Origin of the sequence: Sphingomonas sp. So64.6b (assembly GCF_014171475.1) — a bacterium.
In the GTDB taxonomy this organism is placed as follows: Bacteria; Pseudomonadota; Alphaproteobacteria; order Sphingomonadales; family Sphingomonadaceae; genus Sphingomonas; species Sphingomonas alpina_A.
On the sequence record NZ_CP048817.1, the window covers coordinates 636,888 to 656,384 of the forward strand.

At 62.9% G+C, this 19,497-nt stretch carries 20 protein-coding genes, 1 tRNA gene and 1 pseudogene; 9 read left to right on the forward strand and 13 right to left on the reverse strand.

Going from position 1 to position 19,497, the window contains the following annotated elements; translation table 11 throughout:
- The first annotated feature begins 220 nt into the window (after positions 1-220).
- Positions 221-2,704: a PhoX family phosphatase gene (locus tag G4G27_RS02935; protein ID WP_183111937.1), complete on the forward strand. Its 2,484-nt coding sequence runs from the start codon at positions 221-223 to the stop codon at positions 2,702-2,704.
- Positions 2,705-2,743: 39 nt separating this feature from the next.
- On the opposite strand, the gene G4G27_RS02940 is transcribed toward G4G27_RS02935, so the two are convergent.
- Entirely contained in the window at positions 2,744-4,471 is a 1,728-nt protein-coding gene (locus G4G27_RS02940) for a VanW family protein (protein ID WP_183111939.1), read from the reverse strand.
- A gap of 165 nt (positions 4,472-4,636) precedes the next feature.
- Between G4G27_RS02940 and G4G27_RS02945 the strand changes: the two genes are divergently transcribed.
- Positions 4,637-5,128, forward strand: a complete 492-nt coding sequence (locus tag G4G27_RS02945) for an MliC family protein (protein ID WP_183111941.1) — start codon at positions 4,637-4,639, stop codon at positions 5,126-5,128.
- Positions 5,129-5,209: 81 nt separating this feature from the next.
- On the opposite strand, the gene G4G27_RS02950 is transcribed toward G4G27_RS02945, so the two are convergent.
- The 5 genes from G4G27_RS02950 to secE all read right to left on the reverse strand — a co-directional run bounded on the left by G4G27_RS02950 (position 5,210) and on the right by secE (position 7,856).
- Entirely contained in the window at positions 5,210-5,545 is a 336-nt protein-coding gene (locus G4G27_RS02950; protein ID WP_244624525.1) for a hypothetical protein, read from the reverse strand.
- 230 nt (positions 5,546-5,775) lie between these two features.
- Entirely contained in the window at positions 5,776-6,474 is a 699-nt protein-coding gene (gene rplA, locus G4G27_RS02955; protein ID WP_183111943.1) for a 50S ribosomal protein L1, read from the reverse strand.
- 4 nt (positions 6,475-6,478) lie between these two features.
- Positions 6,479-6,910 (reverse strand): 50S ribosomal protein L11, encoded by a 432-nt coding sequence (gene rplK, locus G4G27_RS02960; RefSeq protein WP_183111944.1) that lies wholly within the window; start codon positions 6,908-6,910, stop codon positions 6,479-6,481.
- A gap of 204 nt (positions 6,911-7,114) precedes the next feature.
- Positions 7,115-7,651 carry a transcription termination/antitermination protein NusG gene (gene nusG / locus G4G27_RS02965; protein ID WP_034156737.1) on the reverse strand — a complete coding sequence of 179 codons (537 nt, stop codon included), beginning with the start codon at positions 7,649-7,651 and terminating at the stop codon, positions 7,115-7,117.
- 4 nt (positions 7,652-7,655) lie between these two features.
- Positions 7,656-7,856: a preprotein translocase subunit SecE gene (secE, locus tag G4G27_RS02970; RefSeq protein WP_183113576.1), complete on the reverse strand. Its 201-nt coding sequence runs from the start codon at positions 7,854-7,856 to the stop codon at positions 7,656-7,658.
- Positions 7,857-8,135: 279 nt separating this feature from the next.
- Here secE and G4G27_RS02975 point away from each other — a divergent pair, with 279 nt between their 5' ends.
- A complete protein-coding gene (locus tag G4G27_RS02975) occupies positions 8,136-8,306 on the forward strand; it encodes a hypothetical protein (protein ID WP_183111946.1) in 171 nt (56 codons plus the stop codon).
- A 76-nt stretch (positions 8,307-8,382) separates the two neighbouring features.
- Here G4G27_RS02975 and G4G27_RS02980 read toward each other — a convergent pair whose 3' ends face one another.
- The 3 genes from G4G27_RS02980 to G4G27_RS02990 form a co-directional block, all read right to left on the reverse strand.
- Positions 8,383-9,390, reverse strand: coding sequence for an AraC family transcriptional regulator (locus tag G4G27_RS02980; protein WP_183111948.1), 1,008 nt, complete (start codon positions 9,388-9,390; stop codon positions 8,383-8,385).
- 84 nt (positions 9,391-9,474) lie between these two features.
- Entirely contained in the window at positions 9,475-9,966 is a 492-nt protein-coding gene (locus G4G27_RS02985) for a DUF4437 domain-containing protein (RefSeq protein WP_183111950.1), read from the reverse strand.
- Positions 9,963-10,412, reverse strand: coding sequence for a DUF4437 domain-containing protein (locus G4G27_RS02990; protein ID WP_183111952.1), 450 nt, complete (start codon positions 10,410-10,412; stop codon positions 9,963-9,965). The genes G4G27_RS02985 and G4G27_RS02990 overlap by 4 nt, the downstream gene beginning before the upstream one ends.
- 483 nt (positions 10,413-10,895) lie before the next feature.
- On the opposite strand from G4G27_RS02990, the gene G4G27_RS02995 reads away from it, so the two are divergent.
- On the forward strand, positions 10,896-11,660 hold the full coding sequence (locus G4G27_RS02995; protein ID WP_183111953.1) for a nuclear transport factor 2 family protein: 765 nt from the start codon (positions 10,896-10,898) through the stop codon (positions 11,658-11,660).
- A 117-nt stretch (positions 11,661-11,777) separates the two neighbouring features.
- Here the strand turns inward: G4G27_RS02995 and G4G27_RS03000 are convergent.
- From G4G27_RS03000 to G4G27_RS03015, 4 genes are all read right to left on the reverse strand, one after another.
- Positions 11,778-11,854 (reverse strand) — tRNA-Trp (locus tag G4G27_RS03000).
- A 155-nt stretch (positions 11,855-12,009) separates the two neighbouring features.
- Positions 12,010-14,367: an EAL domain-containing protein gene (locus G4G27_RS03005; protein ID WP_244624526.1), complete on the reverse strand. Its 2,358-nt coding sequence runs from the start codon at positions 14,365-14,367 to the stop codon at positions 12,010-12,012.
- Between the two features lie 102 nt (positions 14,368-14,469).
- Entirely contained in the window at positions 14,470-14,862 is a 393-nt protein-coding gene (locus tag G4G27_RS03010) for a GNAT family N-acetyltransferase (protein WP_202049655.1), read from the reverse strand.
- A gap of 136 nt (positions 14,863-14,998) precedes the next feature.
- Positions 14,999-16,720 (reverse strand): fatty acyl-AMP ligase, encoded by a 1,722-nt coding sequence (locus G4G27_RS03015; protein WP_183113578.1) that lies wholly within the window; start codon positions 16,718-16,720, stop codon positions 14,999-15,001.
- Between the two features lie 299 nt (positions 16,721-17,019).
- Here G4G27_RS03015 and G4G27_RS03020 point away from each other — a divergent pair, with 299 nt between their 5' ends.
- The 5 genes and pseudogenes from G4G27_RS03020 to G4G27_RS03040 all read left to right on the forward strand — a co-directional run.
- Positions 17,020-17,439, forward strand: coding sequence for a RecX family transcriptional regulator (locus G4G27_RS03020; RefSeq protein ID WP_345940665.1), 420 nt, complete (start codon positions 17,020-17,022; stop codon positions 17,437-17,439).
- Between the two features lie 75 nt (positions 17,440-17,514).
- Positions 17,515-18,108, forward strand: coding sequence for a cold-shock protein (locus tag G4G27_RS03025; protein ID WP_183111959.1), 594 nt, complete (start codon positions 17,515-17,517; stop codon positions 18,106-18,108).
- Positions 18,108-18,605 carry a DUF192 domain-containing protein gene (locus G4G27_RS03030; RefSeq protein WP_244624527.1) on the forward strand — a complete coding sequence of 166 codons (498 nt, stop codon included), beginning with the start codon at positions 18,108-18,110 and terminating at the stop codon, positions 18,603-18,605. The genes G4G27_RS03025 and G4G27_RS03030 overlap by 1 nt, the downstream gene beginning before the upstream one ends.
- Before the next feature lie 41 nt (positions 18,606-18,646).
- Positions 18,647-19,039 (forward strand): NADH:ubiquinone oxidoreductase subunit NDUFA12, encoded by a 393-nt coding sequence (locus G4G27_RS03035; RefSeq protein ID WP_183111962.1) that lies wholly within the window; start codon positions 18,647-18,649, stop codon positions 19,037-19,039.
- Positions 19,040-19,251: 212 nt separating this feature from the next.
- Positions 19,252-19,485 (forward strand): annotated as a pseudogene (locus tag G4G27_RS03040) (DUF2155 domain-containing protein); the annotation flags it as partial.
- Positions 19,486-19,497 lie beyond the last annotated feature (12 nt).

Consider the following 19,497-nt stretch of genomic DNA (forward strand, 5'->3'; position numbering starts at 1 on the left):
ACTGTCTCGGACGGTACCCCGGCGCGAGCGGACTCGTGCCGGGAGAGGGGGCGCTGTTAGCGGCATGCGCGGAAAAGTCAAATCCGACGCGCGTTCAGGGTGATGTCGCAATATTGTTATCAAAGAGTCTTGGTAAAGACGCCGTCCCGCCACGACGCTGTTGGTTTTCGCTACCAAGGCTGCCCCCGACGCCCAAGCCGGCGAATTAAAGGGGGACATTATGAGCGCACCGAGCAATTCCGTCATGGCCTATGACGATGGCGATATCGACACCAACTTCAGCAACGCCTCGCCGCACCTGAACGAGCTGGTCGACGCGCGTTATTCACGCCGTCAGGCGCTGCTCGGCGGAATCTCGGCGGCAACCGTGGCGGTATTCGGTGGTGCGATGCTCTCCGCATGCGGATCAAGTGCAGCGGATCTGGCGCCCCCCGTGTCGGTATCGACCGGCGGCAGCATTGCGACCACCTCCGGCAAGACGGTGACGCTGACGGGTACCGTCACGGGGAGCGCGCTGAGCAGCGGGTGGACCCAGGTGAGCGGCCCGCCCGTTACGCTGACCGGCGCCAACACTCCCACGGCGACGTTTGTCGCGCCCAGTGTCGCGACCGCGACGCCGCTGGTGTTCCGCTTCACCGCCACCAACGCGAGCAATGTCGCGACGACCGGCGACGCGACCGTCACAGTCAGCCCCGCCGTGCTCGGCTTCACGGCGCAGCCCAAGAGCCTCGCCGATATCGTCGCGGTGCCGGCGGGCCACAGCGTCACCGTGCTGTATCGTCTCGGCGATCCGATCCTTTCCGGTGCGGGCGCTTATGCGAACGACGGCAGCGACACGATGTTCTCGCGCCGGGCCGGCGATCATCATGACGGCATGAGCTATTTCGGCCTGGCGGCATCGGGCAGCACGCGCGATCCAGCCGGCAATACGCGCGGCGTGCTCGCGATGAATCACGAAAACATCACCCAGGCCTATCTGCATACAGCCGGTCCGACCTCGCCCGGCGGCATCCGCCCTGAAGCCGAGGCGCTGAAGGAAATGGAATGCCATGGCGTGTCGGTGGTCGAGATCAGCCGCTCGGGCGGAACATGGAGCTATAACGCGACCTCGTCGCTCAACCGCCGCGTCACGCCGCTGACGCAAATGCGCTTCAACGGCCCGGTGCGCGGCGATGCGGTACTCAAGACGCTGTTTTCCACCGACGGGACCAGCGGGCGCGGTACGATCAACAATTGCGCCAACGGGACGATGGTGTGGGGTACCTATCTGACCAATGAAGAAAATTGGGCGGGTTATTTCAAGCGCGAAACCGGTGACGTCGCGGCCCGTGGCGGGGCGGCGGCCAAGGCCAATGTTTCGCTCGCGCGTTACGGGATTCTCGAAAATCGTGCCGGCAATTATGGCTGGGCGACCGTCGTTCCGGCGGATGCGACAAGCACGATCTATTCGCGCTGGAACATCACCGCGAATGCCGCGCTGGCCGTCGACGGCACCGGCGATTTCCGTAACGAGGCGTTCCAATATGGCTGGGTGGTGGAAATCGACCCCTATGATCCTGCCTCGACGCCACGCAAGCGTACCGCGCTTGGCCGGATGAACCATGAAGGATGTGAAATCGGCCGAACGATCCCCGGCGTTCGCCCCGCATTCTATATGGGTGACGATGCGCAAAACGAATATATCTACAAATTCGTCTCGACCGCCGTCTGGTCGGCGGCCGATGCCACCGCGACGGACCGGCTTGCGATCGGTGACAAATATCTCGACGCGGGCACGCTTTACGTCGCCAAATTCAATGCCGACGGTTCGGGGCAGTGGCTACCGCTGGTGTTCGGCACCGGGCCGCTGACCGCCGGCAATCCGGCCTATGCCTTTGCCAGCCAGGCCGATGTGCTGACCAATGCGCGTCTCGCTGGCGACGCGCTCGGCGCGACGCGGATGGACCGTCCGGAATGGACCGCGGTCAACCCGGCAACCGGGGAGATGTACTGCACGCTGACCAACAACAGCTCGCGGACAGTCGCCACGACCGACGCTGCCAACCCGCGCGCTTATACCGATCCGAAGACCACCGGCGGGCAGACCAACGGCAACGCCAATGGACATATCGTACGGCTGCGCGAGACCGGCGACACGTCGGAAGCGCTCAGCTTCGCCTGGGATATCTATGGCTTCGGTGCGGGCAGCGATCTGGATGCGACCAACATCAACCTTTCGGGGCTGGATGCGACCAACGACTTCTCGTCGCCCGATGGCCTGTGGTTCGGCCTGCCGAGCAACATTACGGGTCAATCGACGCCAATCATGTGGATCGAAACCGATGACGGTGCCTTCACCGACCAGACCAACTGCATGTTGCTGGCGGCGATCCCGGGCATCGTGAACGATGGTGGTACGCGCACCGTGACCAACACGATCGGCGGCGCGAGCGGGACTCAGGCGACACGCATCGGCAAGGCGCCGGGCGTCAATCTCAAGCGTTTCCTGGTCGGGCCCAAGCAGTGCGAGATCACCGGCATCCACTCGACGCCGGACGGCAAGTCGCTGTTCGTCAATATCCAGCATCCCGGCGAAAGCGGCAACGCGGCAAGCCCGGGCAGCAACTGGCCGGCCAGCCAGTCGGGCGCCGCACCCGCGGGATCGCGCCCGCGTTCGGCGACGATCGTGATCACGCGCGACGATGGCGGTATCGTCGGGCTCTAACGGCAGGAAAGGGCTGGGGGCGGACATCGCCCCCAGCCGTCAGAGCGCGTCGAGCAACGCGGCGCGCAGTTGGTCGGGATCGTCCGGCTCGACCAGCGTCAGGCCTGGTTGCACCGGCAAGCCACATGCTGCCGTCGCTATCACCGGCACCTCCGCCGCCAATGCGCGAAGCAAAGTGCGGGGATGGTGCTCGACCAGCGCCGGCAGCACCACGGCCGCCAGTTGTGGCGGTTTTTCGGCGACGCCGAGGCGGCGCACATTGAGGTCGCGCCAGAAGCCCGGCTCCTCCTCCGCGCCGCGTTCGATCAGCAACTCGATGTCGAGGCCAGTGATCGCATCGCGCGTCGCATGGACGCCTTTGCGCGCCACTGCTGGCCCGGCGAACAGTAAAACGCGCCCGCCCCGGCGGGCGGGAAGGGGGGTGGCCGGCGCCCAATCGAGCAGATCGACGCGACCGGGAAAATGCTCGGCCACCGCACGATGCGGCGTGATCAGGCGGTCTGCCGCCGCGAGCGCGGCGGTTTCCGCCGCAACGAACAGCTCGGGCGCGCGGAAATCGCCCAGCGTGGGGCTTTCGGGATGACGCGCATGGGCGGCGTCAAGCATCGCCTGCAAGACGTGCATCGGCAGCCGGTCGAGCAGTACTTCAAAGCGCCGGCCCTGCAGGACGCCGGACCGCCAAAGATGTGGAAGCAGTGTCTGGGCGATGACGAGGTGCGTGTGGGCGGGCGACAGGTTGCGGGCATGGGCCGCCGCGATGCGAGCGTCCGCCGCGAGCATCAGCGCGGCGATCGGTGTTGTGCTGTTGCGGAGGCGAAGCGCGGCGGAGCGCCGCAATGCAGTCAGATCGGCGGTGCGTTCACATCCGATCAGGGGCCAGCCCTGTGCCCCCGCGCCAAAGCGCCGGGTGGGGAGCAGCAACAGGTCGTCGGGGCCGGCTTCATCTCGATACAGCACGGCGAATTCTGCGGAGGGTGCGTCGACCAGCCAGGCGATCGGTGTCATCGCCGTCCGCGCTCGGTCCGGATTGTGGCGATGGCAGCTGATCTGACCGCAACTCAGGCAATCATGCGCTGCAAATCCGGCGAACGCGTCTATCTCGGGTGCTTGGGTCGGCCCGGCATGACTGCGGATATCGAGTTCGAGCGTGTCGGCGGTGAGCCGCGCCTCAATGCGAAACGCCTGTTCGGCGCGGAGCCGCAGGTCGAGATAATTCCAGAACACCGTTGCATCTCGTCCCTCCGCGGCTCGCGATCCGGGGACGATGCGAGTATGGGCATGGCGCTCGACGATCTCCAGCCCGGCATCCAGCCCGGCTTCGTACAGGGCATTGGACAATTGACACAGGCCGCCGCCGACGGTGGCGATCATGCAGCCCTCACGCAATTCGCGGCCCGCGACGAACCCGCGTCGCCGAGTGGGACGTCCGACGTGGCGCCAGAAACTGAATATTTCACCCGCCCCGACTTCGATCCCATCGATGCCGCGCAGCGCCGCGCGAAGATTCTGGATTTTGCCGGCATTGAGCGCATGATCCTTCGCGCCGCCCGCAGTCGCCCAGAGCGGCGAGCGGATTGAGGCGATAACGGGCGCGTCGCGCAAAATTACCGATCGCGCCAGCCGTCTTGGCGCCGAGTCTAGCGCGATGTCGCGTAGCAGACGGCCGCCGCGTAGCAGCATCGCCTTGGCTGAAAAGACCAGGGCACTTGCGCGGGTCGGTACACCCGTTCGCGGCATGGCCGTCGCACTGGCAACCCGTTCGTTCACATGCTCCCTTTCCTGTCCATGACAGAATGTCATTCGTGACCCCGGAGTCAATCGATCGGCGACGTGCTTGCCCAAGCCCCGCGTCGCGCTCATCACGCGGTCATGGGTGTTTCACGATCATGGTCTCGCTTTGAGGGCAGCGAATCGCGCGAAGGGGTTTCTACGATGCGTACCGTACCGTTGTTCGCGCTTGGCGCACTGTTGCTGCTCGCCGGATGCGATCAGAACGATCAAGTCGATCAGAATAATCAGGTCGAAGCCAATCGGAGCGGAAGCGCCGTGCCTCTGGCGGGCAATCAGGCCGCCATTCCCGCCATGACCGGAAATGCCGCGGGCGCGTCGCACGCCGATAGCGCAGCCGGATCGGAGCGCTTTAGTTGTGACAATGGGGCCAGTGTGATCGTCACCTATGGCGATGACGACGTCGCGCTGCTGATCAATGGGGAAGAATATGCGCTTCCCGGTGTCGAAGCGGCGTCAGGATCGAAATATATGAGCGATACGGGGATGACCAAGGGCAGGAGCCTGACCTGGTGGAGCGAAGGCAATGCCGCGATGCTGATCGAGGCCCCGATCGGTGACAAATCGGGCGCCAGGGACTTGGTTCTGAAATGCAAACTGGCGGCTGATGCAACGTCGCGACCCGATATCGACTGAATGATCGCGCGATAGCAAAAGGGGCCGAAGTTTCCTCCGGCCCCCGCCACGCTAGGTCGCCTGATTAGACGATACCTGCGATTATTTTGGGTCTTTCAGACCGATGCATTGTTTCCAGATGCCACCGACCGTGCCGAATGCCTTGCGATATTCGATCCGGCTGCCGGTATTTTCAGGATATATCGAGAAAGCCAGCGAAACGCCGCCATAGCCATTTTTGAGCAACACCACGCGCGATCCGTCATCGCGCTCCATTGCCGTTGTATTATTCTTGTTAGCCAAACAAAACGCGACTTCTTTCGCGCTGGTTTCGCTGTGGAAGACCTCGGTTGGCGCCATATCGAGCACCTTTTGCGTGGACGCGCATCCGGCAAGCGTCATCGACGCACCGAGCAGAATAAATACAGACCCTTTCATTGATTCCCCCTTGGACAGTTTCGCAGTTCCGGATGCCGAAGAAGCGACCATTCGATCGCATTCAAGCCCCCCGGGGCCAGATTGTGCGAGTGCGGGGTATGGGTCAAGTATGGTGGGCGAACGGCACGAAAAATCCGGCGCGAACGGCTGGCTTGCAGGGAATTTGGAGCTCAATAGCAAAAGGGCCGGAGTTTCCTCCGGCCCTTCGCGTATTCAATCCTGTCGACGATTTAGGCTGCGACGACCTCGGCCGTATCGACCTTGACGCCCGGGCCCATCGACGAGCTGACGGCGATCTTGCGGACATACTTGCCCTTGGCGCCCGATGGCTTGGCCTTGACGATCGCATCGACCAGCGCGTCGAAGTTCGCGCGCAGGTCTTCCGCTGGGAACGACGCCTTGCCGATACCCGAATGGATGATGCCGGCCTTTTCGACGCGATATTCGATCTGGCCGCCCTTGGCCGCCTTGACCGCTTCGGCGACGTTCATCGTCACGGTGCCGAGCTTCGGGTTGGGCATCATGCCCTTCGGCCCGAGGATCTTGCCGAGGCGACCGACCACACCCATCATGTCCGGGGTCGCGATGCAGCGATCGAAATCGATCGTGCCGCCCTGAACGATTTCCATCAGGTCTTCCGCACCGACGACATCCGCACCCGCTTCGCGAGCTTCATCGGCCTTGGCGCCCTTGGCGAACACGCCGACGCGAACGGTCTTGCCGGTGCCCTTGGGCAGCGTCACCACGCCGCGGACCATCTGGTCGGCGTGACGCGGATCGACACCCAGGTTCAGCGCGACTTCGATCGTTTCGTCGAACTTGGCGGTTGCATTGGCGCGCGCAATCGCGATCGCCTCGTCGATGCCGTGAAGCTTTTCACGATCGACAGTCGTGGCGAGGGTCTTCGCCTTCTTGCTCAGCTTTGCCATGATCTTAGCCCTCCACCACTTCGAGGCCCATCGCGCGGGCAGAGCCCTCGATGATGCGCGTTGCCGCTTCGATATCGTTCGCGTTCAGATCCTTCATCTTGGTCTGCGCGATTTCCGACAGTGCCGAACGCTTGATCTTTCCCGCAGAAACCTTGCCCGGCTCCTTCGAACCCGACTTGAGGCCCGCAGCCTTCTTGATCAGGAAGCTCGCCGGTGGCGTCTTCGTCTCGAACGAGAAGCTGCGATCGGCATAGACGGTGATCACGGTCGGGATCGGCGATCCCTTTTCGAGATCGCCCGTCGACGCGTTGAACGCCTTGCAGAATTCCATGATGTTCACGCCGCGCTGACCCAAAGCTGGGCCGATCGGTGGTGAAGGGTTTGCGGCGCCGGCCGGCACCTGCAGCTTGATATAGCCGGTAATCTTTTTTGCCATGTCTCACTCACTCTTTAGTGGGTCGGTTCGCGAACCGTAAAAGCGGTAGCCACTTTTACTGCGAACCTTCCGGTTCAAGTTTAGCGGTTCAAACGGCTTTTGACGGCCTCCCGCGGGTACACTTCACTCGCGCGCTTCGTGATCCTGACGGAACACCGGGGCGCGCGGCCCGAAACTGAAAACCGGTCGTCGTCGCAGCAGCGATTACTTCGCGCGCTCGACCTGTTCGAACTCGAGCTCGACGGGGGTGGCGCGACCGAAGATCGACACCGATACCTTGACGCGGCTGCGGTCGAAATCGAGTTCCTCGACGATGCCGTTGAAGCTCGCGAACGGGCCGTCGAGCACCTTGACCGAATCGCCGATTTCGTAATCGACCTTCATCTTGGCCTTGGGCGCCGCAGCGGCCTCTTCCTTCGAATTGAGCATGCGCGCGGCTTCGGCTTCGCTGATGGGCTGGGGCTTGCCCATCGAGCCGAGGAAGCCGGTCACCTTCGGCGTGTTCTTGACGAGGTGATAGACGTCGTCGTTCATGTTCAGCTTGGCGAGCACATAGCCCGGCATGAACTTGCGTTCGACCGCGATCTTCTTGCCGCGGCGGGCTTCGGTCACCGTTTCGGTCGGCACTTCGATCTGTTCGACGAGCTGCTCGAGACCCATACGGGTCGCCTCCGCCATGATCGAATCGCGGACCTTGCCCTCGAAACCGGAATAAGCGTGAATGATGTACCAGCGCGACATGCGTTCAACCCTTGGCCAGCGACAGCAGGAACTTCACGATCGCCTCGAACACCGAATCGATGCCGAGGAAGAAGACCGCCAGCATCGTGGTCATGATCATCACCATCACACCGGTCATGATCGTCTCCTTCCGCGAGGGCCAGACGACCTTCTTGGTCTCGGCCTGGACCTGCCGGATGAATTCGAGTGGTGTCGTTCGTGCCACGTTCAGTGCCGCTTTCAAAATAATGCCCAAAAGCGAGGCAAAGGACCGCTGCCCGGTTCCAACCGAACCGGTGCCGCCCAATCCTCGCTATCGGATGGTCGCTGCATCTAGCGATTCGGGTGCCGTAACGCAAGCGATGGCGTTCGGTCCGTCGCAGGCAAGCCACGGGATGGATGGTTAACGCGCAATCGGTCCATTTCGGATGGATCGATAGCGCCATCCCAACGTTCCGACGCCCAACCCGCGATGTTTGCGGGTGAGCTCAAGGGGTCGCAAAATATGGAAATGGACGCGCGGACGATCCGCATCGTCGCTGCGCTGAACAGCGCGGCCGAGTTTCCGATCGCCATAGCGGACGTTCGACACGCCCGTGATATGGAAGAGGAATGGCAAGTCGAGTTGCCCACATCTCGAACCGCGAGCATGGATCGTTCGAGGCTCGACGGCTGATCAGGCGCTTTTGCCTGAAGGCGATCTGCCGATCTGCGCGGACTGACTGCCAAGAGCCGGAGGGCCCAAGGGCGTCTTACACGTTCCTCTCCAACGATCTTCCACGTGCCCGGGCAGCGCCCGGCGGCACGCCCATGAACCGCTTGAACGCCCGGCTGAACGAAGCGTCGGACTCGTATCCCAGTTGCTCCGCGACCTGGGAGAGCGACATATACTCGTTTCGTAACCATGACGCTGCCAGTCGCAGCCGCCATTGAAGAATGTATCGCGCGGGAGATACCGACAACAGCTCCCTGAAACGATACGAAAATCTCGAGCGCGATAGCCCCGCGATTGCCGCGAGGCGATCGACTGTCCAATTTTCTCCCGGGGTACGGTGGATGGTCGCCAAACCCATGCCGATCTGTGGATCACGAACGGCGGCAAGCCAGCCGGTCAGTTCGTCGGCGCGCGTCTCGACCCAGGTTCTGATCACCTGGGTCATGACAATATCGGCCAGACGAGCCATCACCGTTGCGGAGCCCACCCTTCTTTTCTCGACCTCGCGCGCCATCATCCCAAGCAGGCTTGAGAGGTCGGTGCCGTCATGGTCGGCGCGACGGACATGCATAACCGAGGGGAGGAGGTCCAGTAGCGGGTTTGCCGTGGGCCCTTCGAAACCGATGGTGCAGCAAACGATCAGCGATCGGGCGCCGCCGCCGCCGGATTTCAGCTCGTATGTGCCATTGCCGATCAAGGCCGGTTTTGCCTCGGCGAGCGGCATTGGCCGCCGTTTTGGATCGTCGGACATGATGTGCTCGGTGCCATGGGGAAGCAGCAGCAGATCGCCCTTTTCCAGCAGGAGGGGTGGCAGCTGCTCCGCTTTTATCCAGCAATGACCCTCCAGCACCGCATGGAAACGCACGCCTTCTCTGAACGGCACTGCGAGTCCCCATGGCGAGGTCAATTCCGTGCGCCCATAGCTGGCATGGGCGAGGCGCAAATCGCGCAGGACTTCGCTCAACAAATCATTGTCTGACGGAGGACTACATATCGCCGCACGGTCTGAGTCGGGCTGAGGCTGAAATTGAAGCGGATCGGTCATGCGTTCCCTCGGCGGTGAAGCGACCCCTCGCACCTCATTCGAGCGCATTGGGCCAGACCGCGGCGCGCTCATGCAAGACAATCTTCACTTCGCCGGTCCCTTCTCCGCGCGTTGCTGCTCGGGCCAGATGATGTCGGCGCGGGCATATTGATACAGGAAGAGAATACAGGGCTCTTCACTTACGCATCGATCGACATGCATTTCCCCGCCGGCCTGACGCACATAGGATCCCGGGGTGAGGCGAACATTTCGGCGCTCGCCGTTGGGCCCCTCATGCACCCAGATACCCTTGATCAGAACGCCATGGAAATCACCGCTATGGGCGTGAAGCTTCGATGCGAAGCCGGGTGGAAGGCGTACAAATTCGCCGAAGCCGCCGTCTGCGTTTCGGTCACCCCAAAGCTCGCCGATCATGATCGGAAGATTGGGGGTTTGTTGCTGCCAATGGATTTCGTCGGCCGCGACGGATCGGCTGCGGCTTGGCTCAGTCTCGAGGGGAGCTTGTGTTGCGAGCGACGAGGCGGTGAGCAGGAGCGTCCCGAGAGGCGCGATAGCGATGCGCGCAACCGCTCTCATTTCTCCCTCTGCTGCGGATATTCGGTTTTATAGGGTTCCTTATTGAGCAGGAGGATGATGCACGGCTCAGCCGAAATACAGGCATCTTCGTGCAGCTGCGTTTTCACTTGTGTCCAGTGCGCACCGCGTTCGAGGCGGACATCAATGCCTTCGCCGGTGGAGGGCACCCAATGTTTCCAGACGCCCTGCACGACAACCGCCTGGTAGTCGGCAGTGTGTGAGTGAAGACCGGATTGGAAGCCCGCCGGCGTACGCAGTAAAGTGCCGGCTTCCCCCTTGCTGCGGTCGCCCCACAGTGCGCCCAGCTCGACGGGTGCACCGGCTTCGCTGGCCCAAGGTATCCGGTCGGCCGGTAGATAGTGATTGCCAGGAGTCACGCGCTCCTGCGCGATCGCCAAAGATGATGTCGTCATCGCGGCAATGAACAAGCACATCCCAGTCTTCATTCTTGCTTTCCTTGGGTTGGTTACAGCAACAGCTCGTTATCGACATATGCGCAGCGATGACGGGCTGTTTATTGCACAGAGGGCAGTACGGACGCGGCGAGAATATTTATGCTGGCCGGCGTCAAAGCACTCTCCTTATCGGGCGGATGTCCCTCCCTCATGCTGCTACATCCGGAAGGTGGCGGCGGCAGCCACCATGAGAGGGCCATTCGGACTTCGGACTTCGGACTGTAGGTCGCGACCGATCGGTGACTATGGCAGATGCGCCTGAATATTTAACCGTTTGTCGCGCGCTCTGCCTCTGCTGCCAGCGATTGCGAGTTTCGATGCAGACGATCCAGTCCAGAATCAGGTCGCTCTTAGCGAGCGCGGCGCGCGCGGCGGAGATTTAGCACTTCATTCCATTCTAACGAATGATAAGCTGTATTCTTACGAATGCTCGAACAACGAGCAGGCTGCTACCGATGGTGCTCGGAGGTAAGCATGTCCTTTTTCACCGTCGCAATGCTCGCAGCGGCCGTCTCCTATTCCACGCCGCAAAGTGCGGTCGCGGCGTATGGCGACGCGATCGCCAGGAATGACCCTGCTCTCCTCGCCACTGCCTTCCAGCCAAGCGCGATCATGTACTGTTCCGATGGGTCTGATCTGCACGCGACATATCAGGCACAATGGAAGCAACGCATGCAGACCAGCAGTCCGCCGCTCGGCCCGGTTTCAACGACCCTGGAATGGGTCGACGCCAGCGCAACGACGGCGCTGGCACGTGCGGTTGCCGTTCGCGGCGACAAACATTTCATGGACTATTTGCTGCTTGCCCGTTTGAAGGACGGATGGCGGATCGTCGGCAAGCTATGCCAGGCGAACGCCTTGCCCAGCCCGCGCTCAGCGGCAGCGGTGTCCGCTGTTGTCGATACGAAGCTGGCCGCGGATCGCTCCTGGGATTCGGCACTGCTTGCCGAGAGCATTGATCCGCGCGCGCTCGTCATGACCGTCGAAAATGGTGAATTCGTGGCAGCCACTCTGGCCGAATGGCAAGCGCGGTATGTCGATCGCCGTAAGGCATCGCCGGGCAACGCAATCACGGTCACCAGCCGGGTGATCGACGCGCGGGGCGACATTGGCGTGGCGCGCTGGTCTTTTCGTGCGCCGGACGGCTCCGAATGGACGGATCGCGCGCTCATGATCCGCGTCGGACAGGGATGGCGTATGACGGCACTCGTCTTTGCCAAAGAAGCGTCAGGCCGATAGACGGTCCGCAACCTTTGACATGATGCGGGGATTGCGTCGGTACGCCGGTCAAAGCGACTGGCTGCAGCTGCGGTCCCTGACGATGACCGGCCTTGTCGCCTCGCTCTATGGCGCAAATGGCAGGGGAGCACGGACTCGAACCGTGGGCCTTCGGTTTTGGAGACCGACGCTCTAACCAACTGAGCTACACCCCTGTGCGGGGAGGGCGTGTAACCCCGTCGGCGGCGGTGGGCAAGTGCTCCCGGCATGCTCGAAGGTTTTTCCCGCTGGCTGTCGAACTGGAAACACTTGTGACGACAAGCACGCATGATTTTTTGCGCGCTGACAGCCTGGCGACAAGCGCGAAGGTTTAGGCCGCGACAGCCTGTCCGTTGTCACGATTGGCGACCGCGCGGGCTTCCTCGACCGGCAGGGGGCGTCCGAAATAATAGCCCTGAACCTTGGAGCAACCGAGATCCTGCACCATCATATGCTCGCTTTCGGTCTCCACGCCTTCGGCGGTGGTCGCCATGCCGAGGCTTTGCGCGAGCGCGACGACGGCGCGGATGATCGCGATCGCTTCGGGCACACCCTTCGACGCCTGGGTCACGAAGCTGCGGTCGATCTTGATCGATGAGAAGCGCGTGCGGCTGAGGTACCCGAGTGAGGAATAGCCGGTACCGAAGTCGTCGAGACTGAGCCGCACACCCATGTCGAGAATCTTTTCGAGCACCTGGATCGCGGAGGTCCCTTCACGCATGAAGACGCTTTCGGTCACTTCGAGTTCGAGCCGGTCGGCCGGCAGCCCACTTTGCGCGAGGGCCGAGGCAACGATGGTGACGAAACTCGGGTTATGGAGCTGTTCAGGCGACACATTGACCGCAATGCGCACAGGGCTTTCCCAGCGCATCGCCTCTTCGCAGGCAGTACGCAACACCCATTCTCCGATCGGTCCGATCAGCCGCGCGTCCTCCGCCAGCGGTACGAATTTGGCCGGCGAGACATTGCCGAATTCGGGATGCGTCCAGCGCAACAGCGCCTCGAAGCCGGTCAGCTCGCCGCTGTCGGCAGCCACGACCGGCTGGTAGTGGAGATGCATCTCGCCATTTTGCAGCGCCTTGCGCAGCGCCATTTCAAGCACGCGGCGCTCCTCGGCCTGAACATGGAGCTGCGGCTCGTAGCAATGGAACGTGCCGCCGCCCGCATCCTTGGAGCGATAGAGCGCAAGATCGGCCGAGCGGATCAGCATTTCCGCGGTGCGTCCGTCGCGTGGGCCGGTTGCGACGCCGATGCTTGCCCCGATGTAGAGCGTGTGCTGGTCGAGCTCATAGGGTTTGGACAACGTGGCAATGATCGTCTTGGCCAGTTTCTCGATCTTGGCGGAATCGCTCGCGTCGCGCACCACGACGGCGAATTCGTCGCCGCCGAGTCGCCCGATCGTCTCATTATCGGTGACGAGCTGGCTCAGGCGTTCCGAGACGCGGCCGAGCAGGCGGTCGCCGATCGGATGGCCGAGCGTGTCGTTGATTGCCTTGAAGCGGTCGAGGTCGATCATCATGAAGGCGCAGCGGCTGCCCCATTTTTCCGCCTCGGCCATTGCGCGGCCAAGCGCCTCGTTGATCAGCAGCCGGTTGGGCAGGCCGGTCAGCGTGTCGAAGCGCGCCATCTTGTTGATCTTGTCGGCCGATGCGCGCTGTTCGGTGACGTCGGACCCGACGCCACGAAAGCCGACAAAGCCGCCGCGTTCATCGAAGCGCGGCGAGGCGGCGATTTCCCACCAGCGTTCTTCCTCCTGGACCCGGACCGGAAGCAACAGGTCGCGAAACGCGTCGCGGCCCTTCAGCTTTTCGGCGAGCGTGCGCAGACCGGCGGAGAAATTGCCCGCTTCCCAGGTCGGGCCGGCGAGTACCTGCAGAAAGGGCATACCGTTCACCGATCGCGGATCGAGGCCGACCGAGTGCGCGAAACGCGGCGAGGCGCGGACGATGCGCCGCTGGGCATCGGTTTCCCATAACCAGTCGGCACTGTTGTCCTCGAATTCACGCAGCAGCAGGCTGACGGTTTCGTCGCGTTCGGCCAATGCGATCTCGCCGGCGCGGATCACCACCAGCGATTTGCCGCGCACGAAACAGCCGAGCATCAGCAGGACCGTGAAGAGCAGGGCAGCCGCGGCCAGCAGCGGACCGGTCAGCACGAACAGCATCACCGCGATCGAGGTGCCGAGAATGCCTAGAAAACTGAGTGTGGCGAGCGGCAGCGCGGCCATCGCCACGGCCGATGCGGTCATCATGATCGACACCACGATCCACAGGCCAAGTGCGGCATTGGCATCTGCCTTCACCCCGAAAGCAAGCGGCGGTACCGACCAGACGGCGGCCAGCGCGATTCCTTCGAGCACGGTATCGCGCACATCGCTCAGCGATGCTGTGTGGCCGGTACGGTGGCGCGATGCGAGGCGGCGAAAGGTGATCGCGGCACCGACAGCAGCGGTCACCGCACCCCAGCTTGCCAGCGCCCAGATCGGGGCGATGGGCGCGAGAATCAGGAAGATGAGCGCGGCGCCGACCAGATTCGCGGCGAATAGGAACAGCGCGAGCTGACTGCCCGCGTTGAGCTGTGCGGCGCGGATCGGGGCCCAATCCGTCGAATCCGCCGGATCATAAAGGCCGAGAAGCGCGCGCGCGTCGATGCGCGGCTGGGCGAATTGGGAGGAAGGTTGAGTGCTCACGCCGCATGGAATAGCGCGGCTCTGGTTAGCGGAAGGTTAGAGCCGGGCCGGGTTCGGCAAGATATTTTTCGTGCCGTGGCCGGATGCGAAAATATGCATCGCTTACAGCGTCATCGCCATGAACACAGTTCCTGGCGGCGTGGGCGCGTAATATGCGCCGATCCGCTTGAATCCCATTTGCTCGTAAAGACTTATGGCGTTGGTCATCGTCGGCAGCGTGTCGAGACGTAGCTCGCCATACCCCAAATCCTTTGCCTGTTTGATCACGGCCTCGGCCAATGCCCGGCCTAGGCCAAGCCCTCGCGCATTGGGCATCAGAAACAGGCGCTTCATTTCGCAGCATCCATCTGGTGGAATCGGCCGCAGTCCGACGCAACCAAGCGGCTTTCCGCGATGGTCGCGTGCAAGCAACAACTCACCCGCCGGAGGAGCATATTTCCCCGGCAATGCCGACAGTTCCCGTTCGAAGTCCTGATAGGCGAGGTCGACCGGCAAGGAAGCGGCATAGCCTTCAAACAGCCGCGCCGTTGCGCTCAAATCCTCTTCGGTCCTGACGGGTATGATCTGGAAACGCATGGATACCTTAATGGGCGTGTCGGCATATCCCTCTTCACGCCGAAAACGGGTGAGATCAGGCGGCCAGATCGTAAGGCTTGATATCGCCGTTGAGATACAGATTGCGCGCCTTGGCGCGGCTGAGCTTGCCTGAACTGGTCCGGGGCAGGGTGCGCGGCGGGATCAGTTCGATCACGCAGTTCATACCGGTGACCGAGCGGACTCGCTCGCGGATTTCCTCGCGCAAGCGGACGCGTTCGGCATCATCCGAACTGCGGCACTGGACCAGCACGGCGGGGGTTTCCTCACCGCCAGGGGTGGTGATCGCGAACGCGGCGATGTCGCCGGCCTTGAAGCCGGGAAGCTGCTCGACCGCCCATTCGATGTCCTGTGGCCAATGGTTGCGGCCATTGACGATGATCATGTCCTTGGCGCGGCCGACGATATAAATATAGCCGTCCGAGATATAGCCCATGTCGCCGGTATCGAGCCAACCATCGGCCATGCACGCCTCGGTCGATTCCTCGTCGCGGAAATAGCCGACCATCAGCGACGGACCCGAGCACCAGACCTTGCCGATTGCGCGTTCGGGGAGCGGCGTGCCGTCCTCTTCGCGAATCTCGACCTTCATGTCGCGTACCGGCTTGCCGCAATTGACGATCGCACGGAAGCGCTGCGGCCGATCCTGGCCGTGCGCGACGCCCGACAATTGGGTTTCCTCGACCAGCTCGACACGAATGCCTTCGCCCGGTGGCATGATCGTCACGGCGAGTGTCGCCTCGGCGAGGCCGTAGCTGGGCAGGAAAGCGGTTGCTTTGAACCCCGCATCGGCAAAGGCATCGACGAATGCCTGCATCACGTCGGGGCGGATCATGTCGGCGCCGTTGCCGGCGACACGCCAGCGCGACAGGTCGAACCGGTCGCTCGCCTTGGTCTGGCTCGACATGCGGCGCGAGCAGATATCGTAGCCGAAGGTCGGCGAATAGGAGAGGGTGGTGCCCTTGTTGCGGCTGATCAGATCGAGCCAGGCGAGTGGACGGCGCGCGAAATCTTCGGTTTTCAGATAATCTGTCGACACCTGGTTGGCGACCACCGACAGGAAGCAGCCGACCAGTCCCATGTCGTGATACCAGGGCAACCACGATACGCAGCGGTCGCTGTCCGTGATCTCCATGCCATGGCTGTGTGCCGCGAGATTGTTGAGCAGCGCATGGTGTGTGATCGCGACGCCGTGCGGGAAGCGAGTCGAACCGCTGGAATATTGCAGATACGCCACATCGCTGCCGCGCGCCTGGGGCAGCGTCGCTTCGGGGGCCTCGCGCTGTTCGAATTCGGACCAGTCGATCCCCTCGACCCCGGCGATCTTCGCCGCTTCACCGGCCATCTGGGCGAGTTCGGGCGGATAGATCAGCATCGTCGGGTCGCAGCTCGAGAGCTGGACGCGAAGCTGTTCGATATAGGAATCGCGACCACCGAACGAAGTCGGCAGCGGCAGCGGCACCGGCCAGCCGCCGGCATAAATGACGCCGAAGAACAGCGCGGCGAATTCCGGGCCGGTTTCGGCGACCAGTGCGATGCGGTCCTTGGGCGTGACGCCGGCCGCGATCAGGCGGCGCGCCATGGCCAGTGCGTCGTCGCGCATCTCGCTGAACGGATAGGGTCGCGACAGCGTGCCGCGCGCGTCGTGGAAGTTCAGTCCGCGCACGCCGCTGGCGGCATAATCCAGCGCCTCGCCAAGCGTTTCGAAATCGGCCAGGCGGCGCGACAGCGTATCGTCGGTCGGCGTGGCGACGAGCATCGCCACGGCATCCCGCTCACTCTGTCGCCCACTTAGTGGCAATGTATCGGTCGTCATGTATTTTGCGCCCTGGTAGCGGCGCTTTGTGTGCCGCTCTTATAGAAGCGTGCACCTCTGCTCCGCACTGGCGTTCAAAATCGGGTCCGACTGTGGCACAATGATGGCGCATGCATAACGATCGGCCTTCCAGAGAGCGTGAAAGGCGCGTTGCGCCTCCCCTGGATGCGGCCGCGCTGGATCGTCTAGCCCTGCGCTATGTCGAGCGTTTTTCCACCACCCGAGCACGTCTAGCCGACTATTTGAGACGCAAGATCCGCACACGCGGTTGGGACGGGGAGAGCGTCGATCCGGTCGCGATTGCCGAGAAGATGGTCGAGCTCGGTTATATCGACGACCGCGCGTTCGGCGAGGCGCGAGCTTCGGCGATGGCGCGGCGCGGGCTGGGCAAGCGGCGCGTGACAGGCGCTTTCCGTCAGGCGGGGATCGCTGAGGAGGATGCCGAGGCGCTGGCGCCGGCGATCGAGGCGCGTGCGCTCGACGCGGCGCTGACCTTCGCGCGCAGGAAACGCATCGGCCCATTCGCCAGCGACCAGGCCGACCGTCCGCTGCGCGAGAAGCACATCGCGGCGATGATTCGGGGCGGACATGATTTCACCTTGTCGCGACGCATCGCGACGATGGCCCCCGGAGATAATGTCGCAGACCTGTCCCGCGATTGATCGCGCCGCTCGTCGAACTGGGGCTTTTTCCCGCCGTAACGAACGTGCTATGGCGGTTTGCGGGGGAAGTTACGTATGCGTATCGAAACGCAGTCGGTGAACTGGGACCGGCTTGAGGAAGCGACTGTGCCTGATGCGCCGGACGGAGATTCTGTCTCCGACGGGCTGTTATATGCCGGTACGCTGAAATGGTTCGACGTGACGCGGGGCTTCGGCTTCGTGGTCGGCGACGATCCTTCGGTCGGGGATATATTGATCCATTTCTCCGTGTTGCAGCCACATGGTCGCCGTAGCCTGCCCGAAGGCGCGCGGATCGAGTGTCGTGCGGTGGTGCGCGATCGCGGCCTGCAGGCTGTCGAGATCGTCTCGATCGATCTGACCAATGCGGTCGAACCCTTGCCGCGTGCGCGATCATCTGGCGATCGGATCGACCCTGTGGCGCTGATCGAGGCCGCGGGCCCGTTCGAGGCGGTGACGGTCAAATGGTTCAACCGATTGAAGGGTTACGGTTTTCTGGTGCGCGATGCCGATTCCGCCGATATATTCGTGCATATGGAAACATTGCGCCGCGCGGGGTTGATCGAAGTCGATCCCGATCAGCGGTTGCGGGCGCGGATCGTCGCAGGGCGCAAGGGCCCGCTGGCGGTGGCAGTCGAAGAGGAAGCCTGATGAACACCGCTCGGTCCCTGATGGCGGCGCTTGCGCTCGGCGCGATGGCATTGACCGGAGGATGCACGAAGGAGGGCGCGGCATCGCCGGCAAGCGAAGTGGCTCCGGCGACCATCGTGACGGTCAAGAGCTCCAATGGCACGCATGTCTTCAAGGTCGACCTTGCCGATAGCGTTGCCGAGCAGCAGCGTGGACTGATGTATCGCACCGGCATTCCCAAGGACGGCGGCATGTTGTTTGCGCCATATCCGCCCGAGGGCGGCGGTCCGCGCGAGGCGAGCTTCTGGATGAAGAATACGCCAAGCACGCTCGACATCATCTTCATCCGGCCCGATGGCACGATTGCGCATATCGCGGAGAATACCGTGCCCTTTTCGGAAAGCCCGATCCCGTCGGGCGAACCGGTCGGTGCGGTGCTCGAGATCAATGGCGGTCGCGCGCTTGAACTGGGCATTGTCGAGGGCGATAGCGTCAGCTGGACGAAAAAGGCCGGTTGATCGCGGTTGATGGCAGCCCGCTGGACGGCTAAGCGCGGATCATGGGCATCAATCTCAATCCATTCACCTGGTGGAACGGCGCCAGCTGGGGCACCATGATCGGCCTGCGCGGCAAGACGCGCGTCGGAGACGACTCGCTGGGCAATGTCTATTATGAGGGCGGCAAGGACACCAACGGCAATCCGCGCCGCTGGGTGATCTATGCCGGTGCGAACGATTCGAGTCGCGTCGCGCCCGAATGGTTCAGCTGGCTGCATCATCAAGTCGACGACCTGCCCGATCGTGCGCTGCCCGCGGCGCGGGTGTGGGAAAAGCCCGCTTTGCCCAATCTGACCGGTACGGCGCTCGCCTATCGCCCGTCGGGTGCGCTCGAAAAGGGCGGGCGCCGCGCCGCTGCGACGGGGGACTACGAAGCCTGGACGCCGGAAGCGTGATCGATCGCCGCTGGTTGCTTGGGGGCGGGCTTGCGCTGGTCCTGGGGATCGGCGGCTGGCTTGGTTATGGGTGGTGGCAGGATCGCGCCCGGACCGTTTCGCCCGAAGCACGGCCCACGCCGCGCACCGCGCTCGATGATGAGATACCTTCGTCCGACGTGACCACGATCGATGTGTCGTCGGGCGTCGATCCAAGTTTCGGCGCGACGCCGATGGCGCAGCGAGTTGCGGTGATCGGCCTGCTCAACAAGCGCAATGGCGTGTCGCGCGACCTGAAGCTCAAGCCGGGCCAGGCGGTGCGTGTCGGCGATGTCGTGATCCGGCTGCGCGCCTGCGAACGCACCGCGCCCTGGGAGCAACAGCCCTATACCGGCGCGTTCGTGCAGGTCGATGTCGAGCAGAACAACAAGAGCTGGCGGCGGGTTTTCTCGGGCTGGTTGTACAAGGAACGGCCGCAG